The sequence below is a fragment of the Paraburkholderia sp. PAMB 6770 genome (assembly GCF_057748135.1).
In genome coordinates this window covers 2,825,193-2,843,877 of sequence record NZ_CM173238.1, presented here as the reverse complement: position 1 = coordinate 2,843,877, position 18,685 = coordinate 2,825,193, and the positions used below count along the sequence as shown (strand labels likewise).

18 protein-coding genes are annotated in these 18,685 nt (G+C 68.2%); 7 read left to right on the top strand and 11 right to left on the bottom strand.

Features of this window, described 5'->3' with window-relative positions; all coding sequences use genetic code 11:
* Window position 1: 1 nt before the first annotated feature.
* A complete protein-coding gene (locus AC3AP7_RS12830; protein ID WP_475762443.1) occupies window positions 2–1,558 on the bottom strand; it encodes a UbiD family decarboxylase in 1,557 nt (518 codons plus the stop codon).
* Between the two features lie 588 nt (window positions 1,559–2,146).
* Between AC3AP7_RS12830 and AC3AP7_RS12825 the strand changes: the two genes are divergently transcribed.
* Window positions 2,147–3,268 (top strand): transglycosylase SLT domain-containing protein, encoded by a 1,122-nt coding sequence (locus AC3AP7_RS12825; RefSeq protein ID WP_475762445.1) that lies wholly within the window; start codon window positions 2,147–2,149, stop codon window positions 3,266–3,268.
* A gap of 138 nt (window positions 3,269–3,406) precedes the next feature.
* On the opposite strand, the gene AC3AP7_RS12820 is transcribed toward AC3AP7_RS12825, so the two are convergent.
* The 4 genes from AC3AP7_RS12820 to ribBA form a co-directional block, all read right to left on the bottom strand.
* Window positions 3,407–4,603, bottom strand: coding sequence for a pyridoxal phosphate-dependent aminotransferase (locus tag AC3AP7_RS12820; RefSeq protein WP_475762447.1), 1,197 nt, complete (start codon window positions 4,601–4,603; stop codon window positions 3,407–3,409).
* Between the two features lie 95 nt (window positions 4,604–4,698).
* On the bottom strand, window positions 4,699–5,133 hold the full coding sequence (gene nusB, locus AC3AP7_RS12815) for a transcription antitermination factor NusB (RefSeq protein WP_475762449.1): 435 nt from the start codon (window positions 5,131–5,133) through the stop codon (window positions 4,699–4,701).
* Complete coding sequence (gene ribH, locus AC3AP7_RS12810) at window positions 5,130–5,642, bottom strand: 6,7-dimethyl-8-ribityllumazine synthase (protein WP_475762451.1); 513 nt, start codon at window positions 5,640–5,642, stop codon at window positions 5,130–5,132. Before ribH ends, nusB begins: the two co-directional genes overlap by 4 nt.
* Window positions 5,643–5,704: 62 nt before the next feature.
* On the bottom strand, window positions 5,705–6,847 hold the full coding sequence (gene ribBA, locus AC3AP7_RS12805) for a bifunctional 3,4-dihydroxy-2-butanone-4-phosphate synthase/GTP cyclohydrolase II (protein ID WP_475762453.1): 1,143 nt from the start codon (window positions 6,845–6,847) through the stop codon (window positions 5,705–5,707).
* Window positions 6,848–7,050: 203 nt separating this feature from the next.
* Between ribBA and AC3AP7_RS12800 the strand changes: the two genes are divergently transcribed.
* The gene (locus tag AC3AP7_RS12800) at window positions 7,051–7,695 is read left to right on the top strand and encodes a trimeric intracellular cation channel family protein (RefSeq protein WP_475762455.1); all 645 of its coding nucleotides are present in this window, start codon (window positions 7,051–7,053) and stop codon (window positions 7,693–7,695) included.
* 12 nt (window positions 7,696–7,707) lie between these two features.
* Here AC3AP7_RS12800 and AC3AP7_RS12795 read toward each other — a convergent pair whose 3' ends face one another.
* From AC3AP7_RS12795 to AC3AP7_RS12770, 6 genes are all read right to left on the bottom strand, one after another.
* Entirely contained in the window at window positions 7,708–7,899 is a 192-nt protein-coding gene (locus tag AC3AP7_RS12795) for a hypothetical protein (protein WP_475762457.1), read from the bottom strand.
* A gap of 242 nt (window positions 7,900–8,141) precedes the next feature.
* Entirely contained in the window at window positions 8,142–9,344 is a 1,203-nt protein-coding gene (locus AC3AP7_RS12790) for a nickel/cobalt transporter (RefSeq protein ID WP_475762459.1), read from the bottom strand.
* A 119-nt stretch (window positions 9,345–9,463) separates the two neighbouring features.
* Window positions 9,464–10,081, bottom strand: a complete 618-nt coding sequence (locus AC3AP7_RS12785; RefSeq protein WP_475762460.1) for a DUF1007 family protein — start codon at window positions 10,079–10,081, stop codon at window positions 9,464–9,466.
* Between the two features lie 231 nt (window positions 10,082–10,312).
* Window positions 10,313–11,710 (bottom strand): sensor histidine kinase, encoded by a 1,398-nt coding sequence (locus AC3AP7_RS12780; RefSeq protein WP_475762462.1) that lies wholly within the window; start codon window positions 11,708–11,710, stop codon window positions 10,313–10,315.
* Window positions 11,697–12,419, bottom strand: a complete 723-nt coding sequence (locus AC3AP7_RS12775) for a response regulator transcription factor (RefSeq protein ID WP_475762463.1) — start codon at window positions 12,417–12,419, stop codon at window positions 11,697–11,699. Before AC3AP7_RS12775 ends, AC3AP7_RS12780 begins: the two co-directional genes overlap by 14 nt.
* Before the next feature lie 106 nt (window positions 12,420–12,525).
* Complete coding sequence (locus tag AC3AP7_RS12770) at window positions 12,526–13,242, bottom strand: acid phosphatase (RefSeq protein ID WP_475762465.1); 717 nt, start codon at window positions 13,240–13,242, stop codon at window positions 12,526–12,528.
* Between the two features lie 279 nt (window positions 13,243–13,521).
* Here AC3AP7_RS12770 and AC3AP7_RS12765 point away from each other — a divergent pair, with 279 nt between their 5' ends.
* From AC3AP7_RS12765 to AC3AP7_RS12745, 5 genes are all read left to right on the top strand, one after another.
* Window positions 13,522–15,699 carry a TonB-dependent receptor gene (locus AC3AP7_RS12765; RefSeq protein WP_475762467.1) on the top strand — a complete coding sequence of 726 codons (2,178 nt, stop codon included), beginning with the start codon at window positions 13,522–13,524 and terminating at the stop codon, window positions 15,697–15,699.
* A gap of 14 nt (window positions 15,700–15,713) precedes the next feature.
* Complete coding sequence (locus AC3AP7_RS12760; RefSeq protein ID WP_475762469.1) at window positions 15,714–16,403, top strand: MotA/TolQ/ExbB proton channel family protein; 690 nt, start codon at window positions 15,714–15,716, stop codon at window positions 16,401–16,403.
* A 2-nt stretch (window positions 16,404–16,405) separates the two neighbouring features.
* Entirely contained in the window at window positions 16,406–16,804 is a 399-nt protein-coding gene (locus tag AC3AP7_RS12755) for an ExbD/TolR family protein (RefSeq protein ID WP_475762471.1), read from the top strand.
* A gap of 1 nt (window position 16,805) precedes the next feature.
* Window positions 16,806–17,534 (top strand): energy transducer TonB, encoded by a 729-nt coding sequence (locus AC3AP7_RS12750; protein ID WP_475762473.1) that lies wholly within the window; start codon window positions 16,806–16,808, stop codon window positions 17,532–17,534.
* A 75-nt stretch (window positions 17,535–17,609) separates the two neighbouring features.
* Window positions 17,610–18,656: a YncE family protein gene (locus AC3AP7_RS12745; RefSeq protein WP_475762475.1), complete on the top strand. Its 1,047-nt coding sequence runs from the start codon at window positions 17,610–17,612 to the stop codon at window positions 18,654–18,656.
* Window positions 18,657–18,685: the final 29 nt, after the last annotated feature.

Genomic DNA, 18,685 nt, shown 5'->3' with positions numbered 1-18,685 from the left:
GCTAGAGGCCGAGTTCGTCCCACAGCGCATCGACGCGCCGCTTGACCGCGGCGTCCATTTCGATCGGACGGCCCCACTCGCGGCTGGTCTCGCCGGGCCACTTGTTGGTGGCGTCCAGCCCCATCTTCGAGCCGAGGCCGGCGACCGGCGACGCGAAGTCGAGATAGTCGATCGGCGTGTTCTCGACCAGCACCGTATCGCGCGCGGGGTCCACGCGCGTCGTGATGGCCCAGATCACCTCCTTCCAGTCGCGGATGTTCACGTCCTCGTCGACGACCACGATGAACTTCGTGTACATGAACTGCCGCAGGAAGCTCCATACGCCGAACATGACCCGCTTCGCATGGCCGGGATAGCTCTTCTTCATCTGCACGATCGCCATCCGGTAGCTGCAGCCTTCGGGCGGCAGATAGAAGTCCGTGATTTCGGCGAACTGTTTCTGCAGGAGCGGCACGAACACCTCGTTCAGCGCGACGCCTAGCACGGCCGGCTCGTCGGGCGGTTTGCCGGTGTAGGTGGAGTGATAGATCGCGTCGCGGCGCATCGTGATGCGCTCGACGGTCAGCACCGGGAACCATTCCTGTTCGTTGTAGTAGCCGGTGTGGTCACCGTACGGGCCTTCGAGCGCGTGTTCGTAAGCGGCGCTCGCGCCGCGGCTCGGGCGCGGCGGCGCGCCGGCGGGCGGCGCCGCCGGCGTGCCGGTCTGCGGACGAATGAAGCCTTCCAGCACGATTTCGGCGCGCGCCGGCACCTGCAGCGTGTCGACGCCGGGCGTCAGGCAGCGCGCAAGCTCGGTGCGCGAGCCGCGCAGCAGGCCGGCGAACTGGTACTCGGACAGCGTGTCCGGCACGGGCGTCACGGCGCCGAGCGTCGTGGCCGGATCCGCGCCGAGCACGACGGCGACCGGGTAGGGCTCGCCGGGATTCTGCAGCGCGAATTCGCGGAAATCGAGCGCGCCGCCGCGATGCGCGAGCCAGCGCATGATCAGCTGGTTGCGGCCGATCAGCTGCTGCCGGTAGATGCCGAGGTTCTGCCGGCGCTTGTTCGGCCCGCGCGTGACGGTCAGGCCCCAGGTGACGAGCGGCGCCGCATCGCCCGGCCAGCAGGTCTGGATCGGCAGCTTCGCGAGATCGACGTCGTCGCCTTCCCAGACAATTTCCTGGCAGGGCGCCGCGCTGACCGTCTTCGGCGCCATGTCCCAGACCGCTTTCGCGAGCGAGAACAGCTTGCCCGCGTCCTTCAGGCCGCGCGGCGGCTCCGGCTCCTTCAGCGCCGACAGCAGGCGGCCGACGTCGCGCAGCGACTGCAGCGCGGTGTCGTCGCCGCCGTCGATGCCCATGCCGAGCGCGACGCGCCGCGGCGTGCCGAACAGGTTGCCGAGCACGGGGAACGCATGGCCGTGGCGGGCCTCGAACAGCAGGGCGGGGCCGCCCGCGCGCAGCACGCGGTCGCACAGCTCGGTCATTTCGAGAACCGGCGACACGGGTTGCGAGATGCGGCGCAGTTCGCCGAGCGTTTCGAGGCGGCCGACGAAGTCGCGCAGGTCTTTATATTTCATCGGAGGCGGGTGAGAGCCGCACGGGGCGGCGGGAACAAGGGGGCGGCAGGCAATCGCTGCGCCGGATCGATTGTCGATTTTACCTGCGTTGTTTACCGCACGTTGCAGGGCAAAATCCGCGACCGGTCGAAGAACCGCTTGGCGTGGGGTTCTTGACCGACTGAACAGTGTTCGTTATTACAAATAGTTATAGTTTCGTCGCCCTATAGTGTTGACGATCTATTAAACCGTGCCTAGAATCCGCTCACGTTGGTTGCAGGGCGTGAACCTTTTTACCACTGCCCCCCGGTCCTGAAGACGCAACGCGTCACCGTTTACCGAACCCCTGCACGGTATCTGACGGTCTTTTTGGAAGTCCTCGCCAGCGCGATTCAATGCTGGCTTTTTTAGCGTGGAAGCCCTCGCGACATGTTTTTCGGCATGGCGCCAGGATTTTTTTGAGATGGCTTCCCGCGTACGGCGTACTGCCGTATTCCCGGCGCCGCTGCGACCCTAACCAGAGCGCGCGACGTCCTGATGCTGCGAACAGGTGGTGTGATGCCGGCTCATCCGGCGGTGTTCGCGGGTCATGCAAGTTGGGAGATCAGAATGAACGCCTGGTTAACGTGGCGTCCCGACGAGCGAGTCGCGCAGTGGGTGCGCGCGGCGCTGCGTCGCGGTACGCGTTTGAGTTATTACGTATTGAGCGTCGTGGGCGGCCTGGCCGTCCTGCTGACGGCCGCGCTCTGGCTGATGCCGGGCTGGCGCGGCACGCTGGCGGCGCAGCTGATGCCGGTGCTGACGGCCGCCGTCGAGGCGGGTCCCGCCCGCCTGCTGCAGGGCGATCCGCTGCCGGCCATCCGGCCGCAAGGCGGCGCGTCGTCGGACGACGGCCTGAGCGCCTCGGCCAATACGGCGTCGAGCACGGGCGGTGCGGTCGCCAATACGAGCTATGACGGCGCCTTCGACGGCAGCGGTGCGAGCGGCATGGCCGCCACCGCGTTTGCGGCGCTCGATCCGCATTCGGTGCAAAGCATCACCGCACTGGCCCGGCTGATTCCGCAGCAGCGCGTCGCGCCGGATGCGCGCGACGACCGCGTGCTGGTGTCGGTGCGCGAACAGCAGCAAGTGACCACTTACCTTGCGCGGCGGTATCACGTGGCCGAGGAGCCGGTCGGCGAACTCGTGCAGGCGGCGTTCGAAACGGGCCGCGAGGTCGGGCTCGATCCGCTGCTGCTGCTGTCGGTGATCGCGATCGAATCGGGCTTCAATCCGTATGCGGAAAGCGGCGTGGGCGCGCAGGGGCTGATGCAGGTGATGTCGAAGGTCCATTCGGACAAGCTGCAATACTTCGGCGGCCAGCGCGCGGCGCTGGATCCGTTTGCCAACATCAAGGTGGGTGCGCTGGTGCTGAAGGACTGCATCGCGCGCGGCGGCTCGCTGCCCGGCGGGCTGCGTCTGTATAACGGCGCGACGTCGCGCGACGACGGCGGCTATGGCGCGAAGGTGATCGCCGAGCGCAACCGCCTGCGCGACGTGGCGCGCGGCCGCAACGTACCGGTCAATGCGCCGCAGGGTCCGGTAACGACGACCGCGTCGGCCCCGGCGAAGCGCGTGCAGGTGACGCTTGCCGCGCATCCCGTGAACACCGCGACGCCGGTCAAGGTGCAGGTCCAGGACGATGCCAACACTGCGCATCGCACCGTGAGTCCGCAGGAAATGGGCGCCTAGGCGGCGCGTCCTGGCACCCCGAATAGCAAAGCCCCTGTCGGTCGACGACCGACAGGGGCTTTTGTTTTGTTCGAACCGCTCGCGCGTATCGTACCCGGCCCACGCCCGGCCCACGCCCCCCGCCCGCGCAGCCCGGGTTCAGCCGCGCTCGAACAGTCCGCGCAGGCGTTCGACCGCCTCTTCCAGTTTCGCGTATGCGGTCGCATACGACAGGCGGATATAGCTGCGCGGCGCGTGGTGCCCGAAATCCATGCCCGGCACCAGCACCACGCCCGCGTCGTGCAGCATCGCGTGGGTCAGCGCCGCGCTGTCGCCCGCCGCCGCATGCGGGACCTGACGGCAGTCGGCGTACACGTAGAACGCGCCGTCGGGCATCACCGGCACGCCGAACCCGAGCGATTCGAGCGCCGGCGCGATGAACGCGCGCCGCCGTCCGAATTCGAGGCGGCGGGCTTCGTAGATCGCGAGCGTGGCCGGCTCGAAGCACGCCAGCGCCGCATGCTGCGCGAGCGCGGACGCGCAGATGAACAGGTTCTGCGCGAGTTTCTCGAACGCGCCGGCCAGCGCGGGCGGCACGACCAGCCAGCCGAGCCGCCAGCCGGTCATGTTGAAGTACTTCGAGAAGCTGTTGACGGTGATCACGTCGTCGCCGAACGAGAGCGCGGAGACCGGCGGCGCGTCGTAGCTGAGGCCCTGGTAGATCTCGTCGACGATCGTGAAGCCGCCGCGCACGCGCACCGCTTCGACGATGCGCCGCAGTTCGTCGGGCGCGATCGACGTGCCGGTCGGATTCGACGGCGACGCGAGCAGCACGCCGCGCGTGCGGGCGTTCCACAGCCGCTCGACGTCGGCGGCGGTCAGCTGGAAGCGCTCCGCCGGTCCCGATGGCACGAGCACCGGCTTGCCCTCGGCGGCGACGACGAAGTGACGGTTGCACGGATAGCTCGGATCGGGCATCAGCACTTCGTCGTCGCGGTCGACGAGCGCCGCGCACGCGAGCAGCAGTGCCGCCGAGGCGCCTGCGGTGACGACGATGCGCGCGGGGTCGATCGCGAGGCCGTACGCATGCGCGTAGTGGCCGGCAATGGCCTCGCGCAGCGCGGCGAGGCCGACGGCGCTCGTGTATTGCGTGACGCCGCGCCGCAGGGCGGACGCGGCGGCGTCGATGACCGGCTCGGGCGCGGTGAAGTCGGGCTCGCCGATCCCCATGTGGATGATGTCGCGGCCGGCCTGCTCGAGTTGCGCGGCCTGCTTCGCGAGTTCCATCACGTAGAAGGGCTGGATCGCGTCGACGCGCGCGGCGAGCCGCAACAGGGGTTCGGTCACGGAGTTCATACGATTTCGGACTTGGCGGGAAGACGATCTGGTGGGCGCGGCGCGCGGATGCGTGCGGGCATCCGCCGCGCGCCGTCTTGCGCGGCGACGGCGCGTCAGCCCCTGCGTGCCGCCTGGGCTTCGGCCGGGCGCACCTGCGCGGCCAGCTTGTCGAGCACGCCGTTGACGTACTTGTAGCCGTCCGCGCCGCCGAAGGTCTTCGTGAGCTCGACCGCCTCGTTGATCACGACGCGGTACGGAATGTCCACGTGATTGCGCAGTTCGTAGGCGGCGACCAGCAGCACCGCGCGCTCGACCGGCGAGATCTGGTCGAGCGGGCGGTCGAGGTACGGAACGAGGTCCGCGCTCAGCGCGTCGTTGTCGCGGATCACGCCGCCGAGCAGCGCGTCGAGGTGGGCGTGGTCCGCCTTGTCGAAACCCTGCGCGCCGCTCAGCTGCGCGTTGATCTCGCTGGCGCTCGCGCCCGACAGCAGCCACTGGTACAGCCCCTGCGCGGCCAGCTCGCGGGAGCGTCGACGTGCGCTCTTCATGCCTCTTCCTCTTCGTCGTCCTCGTCTTCGTCCTCTTCGTCGCCGCCGAGCTGTTCGAGCGCGACGCTCAGATTCGCCATCTCGACCGCGACGCGCGCCGCGTCACGGCCCTTCTCGGTCATCCGGGCGACCGCCTGCTCGTCGGTCTCGGTGGTCAGCACCGCATTGGCGACCGGAATGCCGAAGTCGAGGCCGACGCGCGCAATGCCGGTGCCGCTTTCGTTCGAGACCAGCTCGAAGTGGTAGGTTTCGCCGCGGATCACCGCGCCGAGCGCGATCAGCGCGTCGAACTGCGCGCTCTCCGCGAGCTTTTGCAGCGCGAGCGGAATTTCGAGCGCGCCGGGCACGGTCACGAGCAGCACGTCCTCGCCGGTGACGCCGAGGCGTTCGAGCTCCTCGATGCAGGCGTCCGCGAGGCCGTTGCAGACCGGCTCGTTAAAGCGCGCCTGCACGATGCCGATGCGCAGGCCGTCGCCGTCGAGATTCGGTTGGTATTGTCCGATTTCCATAGTGATTCCGTAGTGGTGTGGGGTGAGCCGCGCGCCGTGCGGGCGCGGCCTGATGAGCGGATTCAGGCGGCGGACGGCGGCTGCGTCTGCACCGCGCAGCCGGGCATCGGCACGAAGCCGGTGACTTCGAGACCGTAGCCCGACATGCTGCCGAGCTTGCGCGGGTTCGACAGCACCTGCATCCGTCCGACGCCGAGTTCGCGCAGAATTTGCGCGCCGACGCCGTAGGTCTTGAAGTCGACCGGGCGGCGCTTGAGCGCGTCGGCGCGGTCCTTCGAATCGAAGGCCTGGAACACGTCGATCAGGTGCTCGCGCGAATCGCCGCAGTTCAGCAGCACGATCACGCCGTCGTCGCGGGCGGCGATTTCCTTCATTGCGGCGTCGAGCGTCCACGAGTGGGTCGACGTGCCGACTTCGAGCAGGTCCAGCACCGACAGCGGCTCGTGCACGCGCACGAGCGTTTCGCGCCCGGGGGACGGCGTGCCGCGCACCAGCGCGATATGCGGCTGGCCGCTCGGCAGGTCGCGGTACAGGATCGCGCGGAACGGGCCGTGCGCCGTTTGCATCGTGCGCTCGCCGATGCGCTCGACGATCGATTCGGTGCGGCTGCGGTAGTGGATCAGGTCGGCGATCGTGCCGGTCTTCAGCCCGTGCTGCTGGCCGAATTCGAGCAGGTCGGGCAGACGCGCCATCGTGCCGTCGTCGTTGATCACCTCGCAGATCACCGCGGCCGGCGTCAGGCCCGCGAGCGCGGTGAAGTCGCAGCCGGCCTCGGTATGGCCGGCGCGCACGAGCACGCCGCCGGGCTGCGCCATGATCGGAAACACGTGGCCCGGCTGCACGATCTGCTCCGGGCGCGCGTCGTGCGCGACCGCGGTGCGGATGGTGTGCGCGCGGTCGGCGGCCGAGATGCCGGTGGTGACGCCTTCCGCGGCCTCGATGCTGACCGTGAACGCGGTGCCGTACTGCGTGCCGTTGCGATAGGTCATCAGCGGCAGGTTGAGGTGCTTGCAGCGTTCCTGCGTGAGCGTGAGGCAGATCAGGCCACGGCCGTAGCGGGCCATGAAGTTGATCGCTTCCGGGGTGACGAATTCGGCGGCGATCACGAGGTCGCCCTCGTTTTCACGGTCTTCTTCGTCGACGAGGATCACCATCCGGCCGGCTTTCAGTTCGGCGATGATCTCAGGCGTGGAGGCGAGCGTCATGATGGGCGGGAGATTTTTCCGGTAAAGCGCGTATTTTACGCCACGCGCGGCCCGGCGTCGCCGCCGGCCGGTTGAAAGCGGCGGCCGTCTCGCTATACTCTCGCTGGCCTCGCGCCTGAAGCAAAGGAACAAGTCATGTCGAGACGGACAGCAGAACAGGCGCCGGGGCAGGCCGCGCCCCCCGACGCGCAGGGAGATCGCCGGTGAACGCGCATCTGCTTTACGCGGTGCTCGACCTCGTCGGGACTTTCGCGTTCGCGGTGAGCGGCGCGGTGGCCGCGCGGCAGCGTCGGCTCGACCTGTTCGGGATTGCCTCCGTGACGTTTACCGTCGCGTGCGGCGGCGGCATTCTCCGCGACGTCTGCATTGGCGCGATTCCGCCGGCCGGGCTGTCGAACTGGCGCTATCTCGCGGTGTCGCTGCTGGCCACCGTGCTCACGATCGTCGCGTATGCGAAAGTGCGGCGCCTGCGCCATCCGGTGCTGTTCTTCGACGCGATCGGGCTTGGCCTGTTCGCGGTGTCGGGAGCGGAAAAATCGCTTGCCTATACGCATAGCGCGGAACTCGCGATCCTGCTCGGCACGGTCAGCGCGGTGGGCGGCGGGGTGATGCGCGACGTGCTGCTCGGCCGTCTGCCCGCGATCCTGCAGCGGGAGATCTACGCGTCGGCGGCGCTCCTTGGCGCGGCGGTCGAAACCGTCTTCACCGAGGCCGGCTGGGCGAAAGCATGGACGCCCTGGCTCGCGACGCTTGCCTGCGTCGCGCTGCGCCTCGCGTCGCTCTACTTCGGCTGGCGCCTGCCGGTGTTCGGCGCGCACGACTCGACGAAACCGGCGCCGCCCCGCTAGCGCGGGTGCCGTCTACAGCAGCCGCAGATGACGGATCTTGCCGATGCTCGGCGAGCGCTGCAGGATCAGGTCGGCGATGTACTCGGGCAGCAGCGCGCGCGCCACATTGTCGGGCACGCCTTCGACGAGTTGCGACGGCACGTGGACGATGAACTCGTCGGGTGCGCTTTTCAGGCTGTGTTCGTAACTGACTCGGTAGTCCATGATGAAATTCGCAGGGCGCGCAGCGATCCGCGCTCACGTGCGCGCCGTTGTCCTGGAGACGGATGCGCTATGGTAGCGAAGTCCGGCCGTGCCGTGTGACGCAGCGTGCGGCGCCGCGCCGCCGGTTTGCCGTCCGACTCGGCCTGCGAGGCGGTGCCGGCGCGCGGGCGCCTGGCCGTTCACGTGCTTGCGCGCTCACGTGCATGCGTATTTATGTGCTCACAGGCTGCGTACTGACGTGCTCAAGCGAGCGACGCCGCGCTGATGCCGCTTAGCAGCAGCGCCAGTTGCAACGCGGAAAACAGCAGGATCGCGACGATCGCCGCGAGCGCGACGATCCGCGCGGCGCGTTGCGTGCGCAGACCCCGGCGCAGCGCGGCGCGCGCGAGCGTGCGGTTCGCGCCGACGCTGCCGATGCCGATCAGCGTGACGGTCGTCGCGACGCCCGCGGCCATCGCCAGCGTGGCCGCAATGCCGGCTTGCGGCGCGTGGCTCGCAAGCGACGTGACCAGCGCGAAGATCGCCCCGACGCAGGGCCGCAATCCGGCGGCGAGCCCGAGCGTGCCGATCTGGCCGAGCCGCGCGCGCGCCGCGGCGGGGGGGGCGTCAGGGCGGCGGCTCGACGATGTGCGGCGGGTGCCGCCGCGCGCGAGCGTCAGCGCGCGCAGGCGGGTATGCAGATACGCGCCTTCTCCGGCGCTCGCGTCTTCGCCTTCCGGCGTATCGCCGGCGTCCCGGATCGGGTTGCCCGATGCGGCGCTGGCGGCCGCAGCGGATGCCGGGGCGCGCAGCCGTCCTTCGTCATGGCTTTGCGTGTCGTCGCCGCGCGGCAGGCTGACCGCCCACTGGGTATCGCAGCAGCCGTTGCGCGTGCGGTTCGACCAGATCGCCCATGTGCTCGCGACACACAGCAGCAGGTAGCTCGCGGTTTCGAGCGACGCGGCATGCGGGATCACGTTCATCAGACCCGCGCGCGTGAGCCACGCGGCGCCGAGCACCAGCACGATCGCGCTGAGCGCCTGGACGGTCGCGGTCCAGCCGCTTAGCAGCAGCGCGTCGGCGACGCGCGCGCGCCGCGAGCCGAGATAGGTGCTCACGACGAGCTTGCCGTGGCCGGGCCCGAGCGCGTGCAGCGCGCCATAGCCGAACGACACGAGCAGCAGCGTTGCCCACGCGGCGAGCGACGCACCGTGCGACCACTGTCCGAGAAAGTCTTCGATGCGCGCGTTCCAGCCGGCCTGCACGCGCAGCCATGCACCGACGAATGCGCGTACCGGAGCGGGCACGTGCATGAGCGGCGCGGCGGGCGCGGCGGCCGCCACCGGCGATGCAGATGACGCGGATGACGCGGATGACGCGCCGACCGGTTGTCCGAACACGTCGAGCGTTTGCGCGTGCGCCCCGATGCAGGCGAGACCCAGTGCGAGGGCGAACGTCCATGACAAACGGGGCCGACTGCGAGGCTGGCCCCGGGACTGACCGCGAGGCTCGCCCCGGGGCCGGCCTCGGCGCAGCGCGGCGCGGCATCGGACGAGCACGTGGCGTGCGTGCTCGCGGGCACGCGCTAGCATGTGATCGCGCTCGCGTGCGGCAGCACGAAGCCGTTGAAGATCGGATGCGCGCTGTCGACGACCTGGCGGATCGTGCAGCGGGCCGGCGTGCCGGAGGGCGTCGCCGCCGTGAACGACACTGCATCCGTGGACGCCTGTTCGTAATCGACGTAAAACGACGGATCCCACACGCCGAGTTCGACCTGCTTGCCGTGCGCATCCAGCGGCGCGGCGAGCGGCAGGCGGAACGCGTAGGTGATCTTGCCGTCTTCGACCGACACCTGAAAGTGCGTCGGCGTGCCGAAAGCCTGCGGGCTGCCGTTCACGAACAGGTGCGTGAAATACGATGCGTGCGCAAGCGAAACGAATGCCTGATCGTGGAAGCGCTGGGTCAGCGCGGCGTCGAGCGGCCCGTGGGCCGGCAACTGATCGACGCCGACCAGCTGAACCGGAAAGCCTTCCGTAAAGCGCCAGCGCTCGTCGAGCGCAACGATCGACGTGCCGTTCGTCTCGATGTGCACCGAATACTTCACCCACACATGCGGATGCGCGAGCGCGATGCCGGCGTGCAGCAGCAGGCCGCCCAGCAGGAGGTGTAGCGAGGTGACGAGCGGGCGGCAGGAGCGGGTCATCGGACGAGGTCGCGGCGGCAGTGACGGTGCCGCGCATTATCGCACCGGTCGAAGACGTGCGGATGGGTGCGTGTGCAATGAAAGCTGTTCGTCAGGTAATCAGGAATACGAAATTAAATGACCCGATGTCTGACGAGGCGTGCCGCTTTGGGCGGATGCGCAGCCTGCCTTCCCGCGGCGCGTCGGCCGGCGCTTGCAGGACGATCGCGCGGCACGGTGCGGCCCGCGGGCCTATCCGGCCGCAGCGGCACAACCCGTGCGGCGGGTCGCCGCGCGCTTGAAGCGCAGCGCGATCCGGCAGCCGGGCTGGTTGTCGAGGATGGCGAGGTGCGCGTCGTGCACCCGGGCGGTCGCGGCGACGAGGCTCAAGCCGATGCCGTGTCCGCTCACGGCTTCCGCATGCTGTTTTGCGCCGCGATAGAACGGCCGCAGCACCGCCTCGCGTTCGCCAGGGTCGATGCCCGGCCCGGTGTCCGCGACGCTCAGCACAGGCTCGCCTTCGTCGAGCGTTGCCGTGAGCGTGATCGCGCCGCAGCGCGGGGTGAATTTCAGCGCGTTGTCCAGCAGGTTTTCGATCGCGCCGAACAGCAGATCCACGTCGCCGCGCACCTCGACCGGCTCCGGCGCGCACACGTGCATCGTCAGTCCGCGCGCTTCGGCGACCGGCTCGTACAGTTCGACGACGTCGCGCAGCACGGTGCCGAGCGCGACGTCGCGGAAACTGGCGCGGCGCCCGTCGGCCTCGATTTCGGCGATGCGCAGCAGCGCGGTGAACCGGTTGAGCACGACGTCCGACTGCGCGATTGCGGTGTCGAGCGCCTGCGCGTAGTCGTGCGGGCCGGTTGCGCGGCGTCGCGCGCGTTCGAGGCCGGCGCGCAGATGGGTCATCGGCGTGCGCAGGTCGTGTGCGATGCCCGCGCAGACGCCGCGAACCTCGGCGACGAGCCGCTCGATCTCGTCGAGCATCGCATTGACGATTTCCGCGAGGCGGTCGAGGTCGTGATGCGTGCCGCGCGTCGGCAGGCGCCGGTTCAACTGGCCCGCGATGATTTCCTGTGCCGTCAGGTTGATCGCGCGGATCCGCCGGTTCGATACGACGGTGAGCGCGCTGCCGCAGGCGATCGCGAGCAGGATCGTCGAGGCGAGGCCGATCGCGAGCATCTTCAGCAGCGTGTGGTCGAACAGCAGGATCTCGTCGAGCGCGTGGCCGACGACAATGCGAAGACCGCTGTCGGTCGGCACGATGATGCCGCGATAGTGCGCCGTCTCGATGCGCCGGCCGTCGCGTACCGGCTGCGTGTAGTAGAACGGCTTGCGCACGCGCGCGCCCGGCAGCATGCGGATGTTGCCGGCGAGCCACTTGCCGTGCGCGTCGAACACGCCATACGGGCGGCTGCTTGCCACGTCGCGTTGCGCCAGCGCGGTGATGTCCGCGATCGCATCCGCGCGGCTGATGTCGTGAAACTCCTGCACTTCGCCGCGCAACCGCTCGTCGACCTCGTGGATCAGGTAGTGGTACGTGGCCCAGTAGAGCATCGCGAAGAGCACGATGGCGGAGGTGGCGAACACCACCAGCAGCCAGCCGACGCTGCCCGTATGCAGGCGCGAGCGTCGCTTATTCGCCGCCATGGAGGATGTAGCCGACATTGCGTACCGTATGGATCATTGCCGGCAGGCGGCCGTTCAGGCTGATCTTGCGGCGTACCTGACCGATGTGCATGTCGATCACGTTGGTTTGCGCGTTGAACCGGTACTGCCATACCGCTTCGAACAGCATGGCGCGCGTGACCGGCTGGCCCGCGTGCAGCACCAGATATTCGAGCAGCTGATATTCGCGCGGCTTGAGCTCGACGCGCGTGCCCGCGCGCTGCACGTCGCGTGTCTGCGGGTCGAGCGAGAGATCGCCGACCGTCAGCGCGGACCGGCTCCCCGCGTTCGAGCGGCGGCGCAGCAGCGCGTTCAGGCGCGCGGTCAGTTCGAGGCTGTCGAACGGCTTGGTCAGGTAGTCGTCGCCGCCGGCGCGCAGCCCGCGCACGCGCTCGTCGACGGCCGACAGCGCGCTCAGGATCAGCACTGGCGTTTGCCGGCCGACGTTGCGCAGCGTCGCGAGAATCGACAACCCGTCGACGTCCGGCAACATCCGGTCGAGCACGACCGCGTCGTAGTCGCCGTCGAGCGCGCGCAGCAGGCCCGCGTGTCCGGTGGCGAGGCTGTCGGTGGCAAAGCCGAAGTCTTCGAGCGCAGCGGCGATTTCAAGCAGCACGCGCTCGTCGTCCTCGACGACCAGAATGCGAGGCTTGCGCCCGGCGGGACAGGCGCTCGATATTTGACTTTCCAAGGCGACGCGTTTCCGTGAGATCGTGAACTGCCCCGCGTCGGCCACGCGGCGGACGCGGGGCGCTAGCCTGCCACGCACGTGTGGCGGTTTCGTGACAGGCGGGGCGTCAGTCGAGTGCGAGCGCCGCGCGCGTTTCGGCCTTCGCGGCGGCAAACGCCTGCCTGAATGCAGGATCGGCGAGCAGCGCCGCGGCGATCACGGTGCCGTCGATGCGGCCGGCCTCGACGTCGTCGGGGTAGTGAACGCCCGCGATGATGCGGTTTTCGCCGAACTCGCGGCCGCGCGCGAAGAGCGCCGCACGCTTTTCCGGCACCATCTGCGCGAGCAGGATCGCGCTCATGTAGCCGAACGTGGCGTGACCGCTCGGGTACGAATCGTAGGCATCGCCAGGTTTGACCGGCACGCACGGATGCACGTCGCGGCTCGCAATGAACGGCCGCGCGCGCCTGAAATAGTGCTTTGCATTTTTCGCAACCGCTTCGGCGTCGCGACCGGCGGCCGCGAACAGCGCGGCGGTCTTCGGCAGATTCGCCGCATTGAAGTTCGGACCCAGCACGTCGGCGAAGCGGAACACCGACTTCACGGAATCGGCGCGGGCGCGCTCGGCCTCGGCCGGCGTGCGGGCGCGCTGCGCGTCGAGCACGACGGCGAGATCGGCCCGCTGCCGCGCGGAGCCGTCGAGGGGCGGCGGCGCAAGCAGCACGCGCAGCGGGACGTCGGCCGGGTTCAGCCAGGCCGTGTGCGGTGCCTGCGCGACCGGGGCCGTCGTACAGGCGGAGAACAGGAGGGCGACGAGAAGCCACAGCGAGGGAAGACGTTTCATGATGTCTGCGGGTAGGAATGACGGAGCGGCGGGCCGCGTCATGCGCGGCGTACCGGGATGACGGCGAGCGCCTGCGTGTCGCCGAAGCGGGCGATTCTGGCGTGCGCGGATGAACGACCGGTGTCCGCGAACTTACAAACTTAAGCGTGCCCGTTATTGGGGGCAGGGGACTTTAACTTCGTAAGTTACCCATCACTGCGCGTTAATGCGCCGTCGATACCATCGCGTCCTGTCTGACACATTGCTTCTCCACGATATTCCTACAAGGACGCAGGGATCATGCAACGGGTACGTACCACGTTCAGAAAAAAGCCGCTTACGCAGTTCGTTCTGGCGACGCTGTGTGCCGCCGGCGCGCCGCTCGCTCACGCACAGACCCCGACCTCGGGTGATCTCGGCACGGTGCAGAGCACGGCCGCCTCGCCGGCCGACAGCAACGCCACGGCAACCAGGAAGAAGGCGACCGCGGCCGCGCAGGCGCCTTCGCAGGGCACGCTGAGCGCGACCGAGCCGAAGTCGGTGATCAGCCGCCGCTACATCCAGAACAGCACGGCGCCGACATCGAACTACAGCGACATCGTGCAGATCGCACCGAGCGTGTCGAACATCGATCCGAACGGCGCCGGTCTGATGGAGTCGCAAAGCCTGTCGATCCGCGGCTTTCAGGACGGTCAGTACAACGTGACGTTCGACGGCATTCCGTTCGGCGATTCGAATGACTTCACTCATCACTCGACATCGTTCTTCTCGAACCAGGTGATCGGCAACATCAACATCGATCGCGGACCAGGCGACGCGTCGCAGATCGGCTTCGCGACGTTCGGCGGCACGATCGGCATCGATTCGAAAGATCCGTCGCTGACGCCGTCGTTTTCGGTGCTCGGCTCGTATGGCAGCTTCGACACGTGGCTCGGCGGCGTCGAACTCAATACCGGCGACCTGCAGCAGTGGGGTGATGCGCGCGCGACGGTCGGCTACACGCAGTCGGGCAGCGACGGCTACCTGACCGATGCCGGGCAGCAGCGCCAGAACGTGTATTTCAAGCTCGAGAAGCCGCTTGGCGACAACACGCTGGTCACATTCTTCGCGACGTACAACAAGATTCACCAGAACGTGCCGCTCGGCGCGACAGCCGCGCAGATCGCCCAGTACGGGCCCAATTTCGGCCTGAACAGCGATCCGGCAAGCCAGGCGTACTACGGCTACAACCTCGACCTCATCAACACCGACTTCGAATACATCGACGTGAAGACGAAGGTCGCGCAGTGGATGATCGACAACAAGCTGTACACCTACGGCTACTATCACAACGGCTTCAACGGGCTCGATCCGAACGGCGAAACGCCGAACGGCACGAGCCTCGGCGCGAACGACGTGCCGGGCCAGGAAATGAACAACAACTATCGCGCGTTCGGCGACGTGCTGACCGCCGAGCGCAAGCTGGGTCCCGGCACGCTGCAGCTCGGCGCGTGGATCACGCACCAGTCGAACTTCCGCGACAACTTCAATGTCGACGACTCGCTGAACTTCGCGTTCCTGTCGCAGAACTTCACGATGCAGGACACCCTGCTCACGTTCGAGCCGTACGTCCAGTACGCATGGAAGCTGCCGTACGGGCTCACGCTGACGCCGGGATTGAAGTACGTGTCGTTCAATCGCGGCATCGATACACCAATGGACCAGGGCTCCGGCGTGCCGCTCGATTACAGCCACACGTGGACGAAGGTGCTGCCTTCGCTCACGTTGCATGACGAGATCACGCCGGCGTGGAGCGCGTATCTGCAGTTCGCGCAGGGCTTCCTCGCACCGAACCTGAACGTGTTCTACGTGCAAAGCCCGACGATCTCGGGACAGCCCGCTCCGGAGCAGACCAATAACTACCAGCTTGGCACGACCTACAAGACCGACCGCGTCACGGTCTCGGCGGACGTCTATTACATCGACTTCCTCAATGCGGTCACGAGCCGCACGGTGGGCAACAACACGATCTTCGCGAACGCCGGCGGCGCGGTCTACAAGGGCGTCGAAACGGAAGGCACGCTCGTGCTGGGCGACGGCTTCAGCCTGTACGGCAACCTGACGTTCAACTCGGCGAAGCAGAAGAGCACCGGCGACTGGATGCCGAACGCGCCGCGGCAGACTGCCGTCGCCGGCCTGCTCTACGACCGCGGCGCGCTCAACGGTTCGCTGATCACCAAGTTCGTCGGCCGCCAGTTCGGCGATACCGGCGACACGCAGCCGATCGGCGGTTTCACGGTGACGAACGTCGCGCTCGGCTATACGTTCAAAAACCTGACGCCGTGGACGCACGACACGCACCTCGGCTTCCAGATCGACAACCTCTTCAACCGCACCAGCATCGACGCGCTGGCGGGCTATACCGCCGCTGACAACACGCCGCTCTACTGGACCATCCCGGGCCGCGCGTTCATCGGCACGCTGTCCACTGACTTCTGAACGGAGCTTCTCTCATGTCTGTCACTTCCCTGATCCATCTGGCGAACCAGTCCGGCGGCGTGCTGTATGTGATCGCGGCAATGCTGTTCGTCGCGCTGACGATCATCATCGAGCGCGTGGCGTTCCTGCACCGCGCGGCGGCAACGAGCCGCGCGGCGCTCGAACAGATCGACCAGCTCGATCAGGTCAACGCGAGCGCGCTCGCGTCGTGCGCGGAGCGCTTCGACGCGTTGCCGTGCGCAAGCCTGTTCGCGACCGCGGGCCGGCTCGCCGGCCACGCGTCGCGCGAGGAACTCGATGCATGCCTCGAAGAAGCGATCATGCGCGAAGCGCCGCGGATCGACCGCTTCCTGTGGGTGCTCGACACGATCGTTACGCTGGCGCCGCTGCTCGGGCTGTTCGGTACGATCGTCGGAATGTTCAACGCGTTCCAGGTGCTGTCGAATCCGGGCAACGCGCCGACCCAGGTGACGGGCGGCGTGGCCGAGGCGCTGATCGCGACCGCGTCGGGGCTGTTCGTCGCGATGATCGGTCTGGTGTTCTTCAACGGACTGCACAACCGCGTGCGCGGTGTCGTGCATCAGCTTGAGACCGTCAAGGCCGCGCTCGTGAACCGGCTCACCGGCGCCGCGCACGAGACCGCGCGTACGGTGCGCGAGGCGCCGCGCGCGGTGCTCGGCAAGCTTTCGTCGCAGGGAGCGTGACGATGAAGTACTTCGAAGCGCGCAAGGCGCGCATCGAGATCATTCCGATGATCGACATCATGTTTTTTCTGCTGGTGTTCTTCATCATGATCACGCTGCACATGATTCCGAACGCGGGGTTGCGCACGCAACTGCCGTCGAGCGCGACGACCCAGACGTTGCCGCCTGCCCGGGTGACGGTGTCGCTCGCGGCGGACGGCAGCCTGTCCGTCGACGGCCGCACGCTCACGCCGGCGCAGCTCACCGCGATGCTTGCCGCCCGCGCGGATGCGGCCCACGTGGCGGTGACGATTGCGGGCGCGAAACAGGCGCAACTGCAAAAGCTGGTCGCGGTGATGGACGCGTGCCGCGCCGCGGGCGTGTCGCAGATCGCACTGGCGGCTCAACCGGCGGCGAACTGATATGGCGACCGCCCCTGCTTTGCGTGAGCCGCGCCCGCGGCCGGCGCTGATACCGGCTGCCGTGCTGGCGCTGGCGGTCGAGGGCGGGCTGCTGGCCGGCGCGCTCGCGTGGCTGATGCACGAGCACACGCCGCCGCCTCCTGCGCCGTCGCCCGTGCTGCTGACGCTCGTCGCGCCGCCGCAGCCGGTCGTCACGCCGCCTGCGCCTAAGCCCGTGCCTAAGCCCGTGCAGCAGCCGGTGCGCAAGGCCGTCACGCCCGTGCATCACGTCGTGCATGCAACGCCGCCGAAGCCGGTGCCATTGCCGGTGCCGAAGCCCGTCGTGCCGCCGCCCCCCGCTTTGCCGGCGGTCGCGCCGACCGATCCGGCTCCGCCTGCACGGCCGGTGCCGCCGCCGCCGGCCGCGGCGCCGGCTGCGGCGCCGGCTGCGGCGAAGGCGTCACCGAGCTTCGAAGGCGCGATGCGCGCGGCGATCCAGGCGGCGCTGCGCTACCCGGAATCGGCGCGCATGGCCGGGATGTCGGGACGCGCGCGTGTCGCGTTCGCGTATCGCGACGGCACGGTGTCCGGCGCGCGCGTGGTGGTGTCGAGCGGCATCGGCATGCTCGACCGCGCGGCGCTCGCGGCGGTGCGCGATGCGCATTATCCGAAGCCCGACGCGACGCTCGCCGGCAAGACGTTGTACGAACAACTGTGGGTCACGTTCGATCTGGATACGAGCGACGAATGACTCGCTGAACCGCACCTGCGCACGGACGGGATTGTGCGCATTTACCCTGCATACCGAGACGGGAACTGAACTGGAATGAAACTGAAATCCGTACTGCACGCGGCGCTGCTCGCCGCCTTCGCCGCCACGCTGAACGTTGCGCACGCATCGAGCGCCACGGCTGCGCCGTTTGAAGTGGCGCATCACTACACGCTGCCGGGCGCGCAGCGCTGGGACTACGTTGCGTACGACCCGGTGCGCAAGCGCCTCTTCATCAGCCGCGACACGCACGTGCAGGTGATCGACGCGAATAGCGGCAAGCTCGTCGGCGAGATCGCGCACACCGACGGTGTGCACGGCTTTGCGTTCGTGCAGAAGCGCAAGCTTGGCTTCGTGACGAACGGGCGGGCCAACACGATTGCCGTGGTGAATCTCGATACGCTGAAGGTGCTCGACACGATCAAGGCTGCGGGCCCGGACCCGGACGGCATCCTGTATGTGCCGGCGCTCAGACGTGTGTTCGTCAGCAACGGACATGACCGCAGCGTGAGCGCGATCGACGTCGCGACCCGCAAGATCGTCGCGACGATGCCGGTGGGCGGCAAGCCGGAGGCGCTCGCCGCAGACGGCCACGGACACGTGTTCGTGAACATCGAGGATCGCGGCGAGATTGTGGAAATGGACGGCAAAGCGGGCACGGTACTCGCGCACTGGCCGTTGCCCGACTGCGCCTCGCCGACGGGACTGGCCATCGACGCCGCGCACGAGCGCCTGTTCTCCGTGTGCCGGAACCAGCACATGATGGTGGTGGACGCGCAGTCGGGACACGTCGTCACGACGTTGCCGATCGGCGGCCGCCCTGATTCCGCGGCTTTCGATCCGGCGCTCGGGCTCGTGTTCAGCTCGAACGGCGCGAACGGCACGCTGACCATCGTGCACGAGGACGACGCCGACCACTACCACGTCGCGCAGAACGTGGCGACGCTGGACGGCGCACGGACGATGTCGCTCGATGCGAAGCATCATCGCGTGTACCTGGTGTCGTCGCAGTTTGCGCCCGCCGCCCCGGGCAGCGCGGACGATCCGCATGCGGCGAAGGTCGTGCCGGGGACGTTTCAGGTGATGGTGGTGGCGCGCAAGTGATGTGCATGCGGCGCGTTCGGGCCGGCGCG

Bases quoted from the DNA above. Each gene is read 5' to 3' on its own strand.
- AC3AP7_RS12760 (WP_475762469.1), top strand. From the start codon at position 15,714: ATGTCTGTCACTTCCCTGATCCATCTGGCGAACCAGTCCGGCGGCGTG.
- AC3AP7_RS12785 (WP_475762460.1), bottom strand. From the start codon at position 10,081: ATGACCCGCTCCTGCCGCCCGCTCGTCACCTCGCTACACCTCCTGCTG.
- AC3AP7_RS12770 (WP_475762465.1), bottom strand. From the start codon at position 13,242: ATGAAACGTCTTCCCTCGCTGTGGCTTCTCGTCGCCCTCCTGTTCTCC.
- AC3AP7_RS12820 (WP_475762447.1), bottom strand. From the start codon at position 4,603: ATGAACTCCGTGACCGAACCCCTGTTGCGGCTCGCCGCGCGCGTCGAC.
- AC3AP7_RS12795 (WP_475762457.1), bottom strand. From the start codon at position 7,899: ATGGACTACCGAGTCAGTTACGAACACAGCCTGAAAAGCGCACCCGAC.
- nusB (WP_475762449.1), bottom strand. From the start codon at position 5,133: ATGAAGAGCGCACGTCGACGCTCCCGCGAGCTGGCCGCGCAGGGGCTG.
- AC3AP7_RS12755 (WP_475762471.1), top strand. From the start codon at position 16,406: ATGAAGTACTTCGAAGCGCGCAAGGCGCGCATCGAGATCATTCCGATG.
- AC3AP7_RS12765 (WP_475762467.1), top strand. From the start codon at position 13,522: ATGCAACGGGTACGTACCACGTTCAGAAAAAAGCCGCTTACGCAGTTC.
- AC3AP7_RS12830 (WP_475762443.1), bottom strand. From the start codon at position 1,558: ATGAAATATAAAGACCTGCGCGACTTCGTCGGCCGCCTCGAAACGCTC.
- AC3AP7_RS12750 (WP_475762473.1), top strand. From the start codon at position 16,806: ATGGCGACCGCCCCTGCTTTGCGTGAGCCGCGCCCGCGGCCGGCGCTG.
- AC3AP7_RS12825 (WP_475762445.1), top strand. From the start codon at position 2,147: ATGAACGCCTGGTTAACGTGGCGTCCCGACGAGCGAGTCGCGCAGTGG.
- AC3AP7_RS12780 (WP_475762462.1), bottom strand. From the start codon at position 11,710: ATGGCGGCGAATAAGCGACGCTCGCGCCTGCATACGGGCAGCGTCGGC.
- ribH (WP_475762451.1), bottom strand. From the start codon at position 5,642: ATGGAAATCGGACAATACCAACCGAATCTCGACGGCGACGGCCTGCGC.
- AC3AP7_RS12745 (WP_475762475.1), top strand. From the start codon at position 17,610: ATGAAACTGAAATCCGTACTGCACGCGGCGCTGCTCGCCGCCTTCGCC.
- ribBA (WP_475762453.1), bottom strand. From the start codon at position 6,847: ATGACGCTCGCCTCCACGCCTGAGATCATCGCCGAACTGAAAGCCGGC.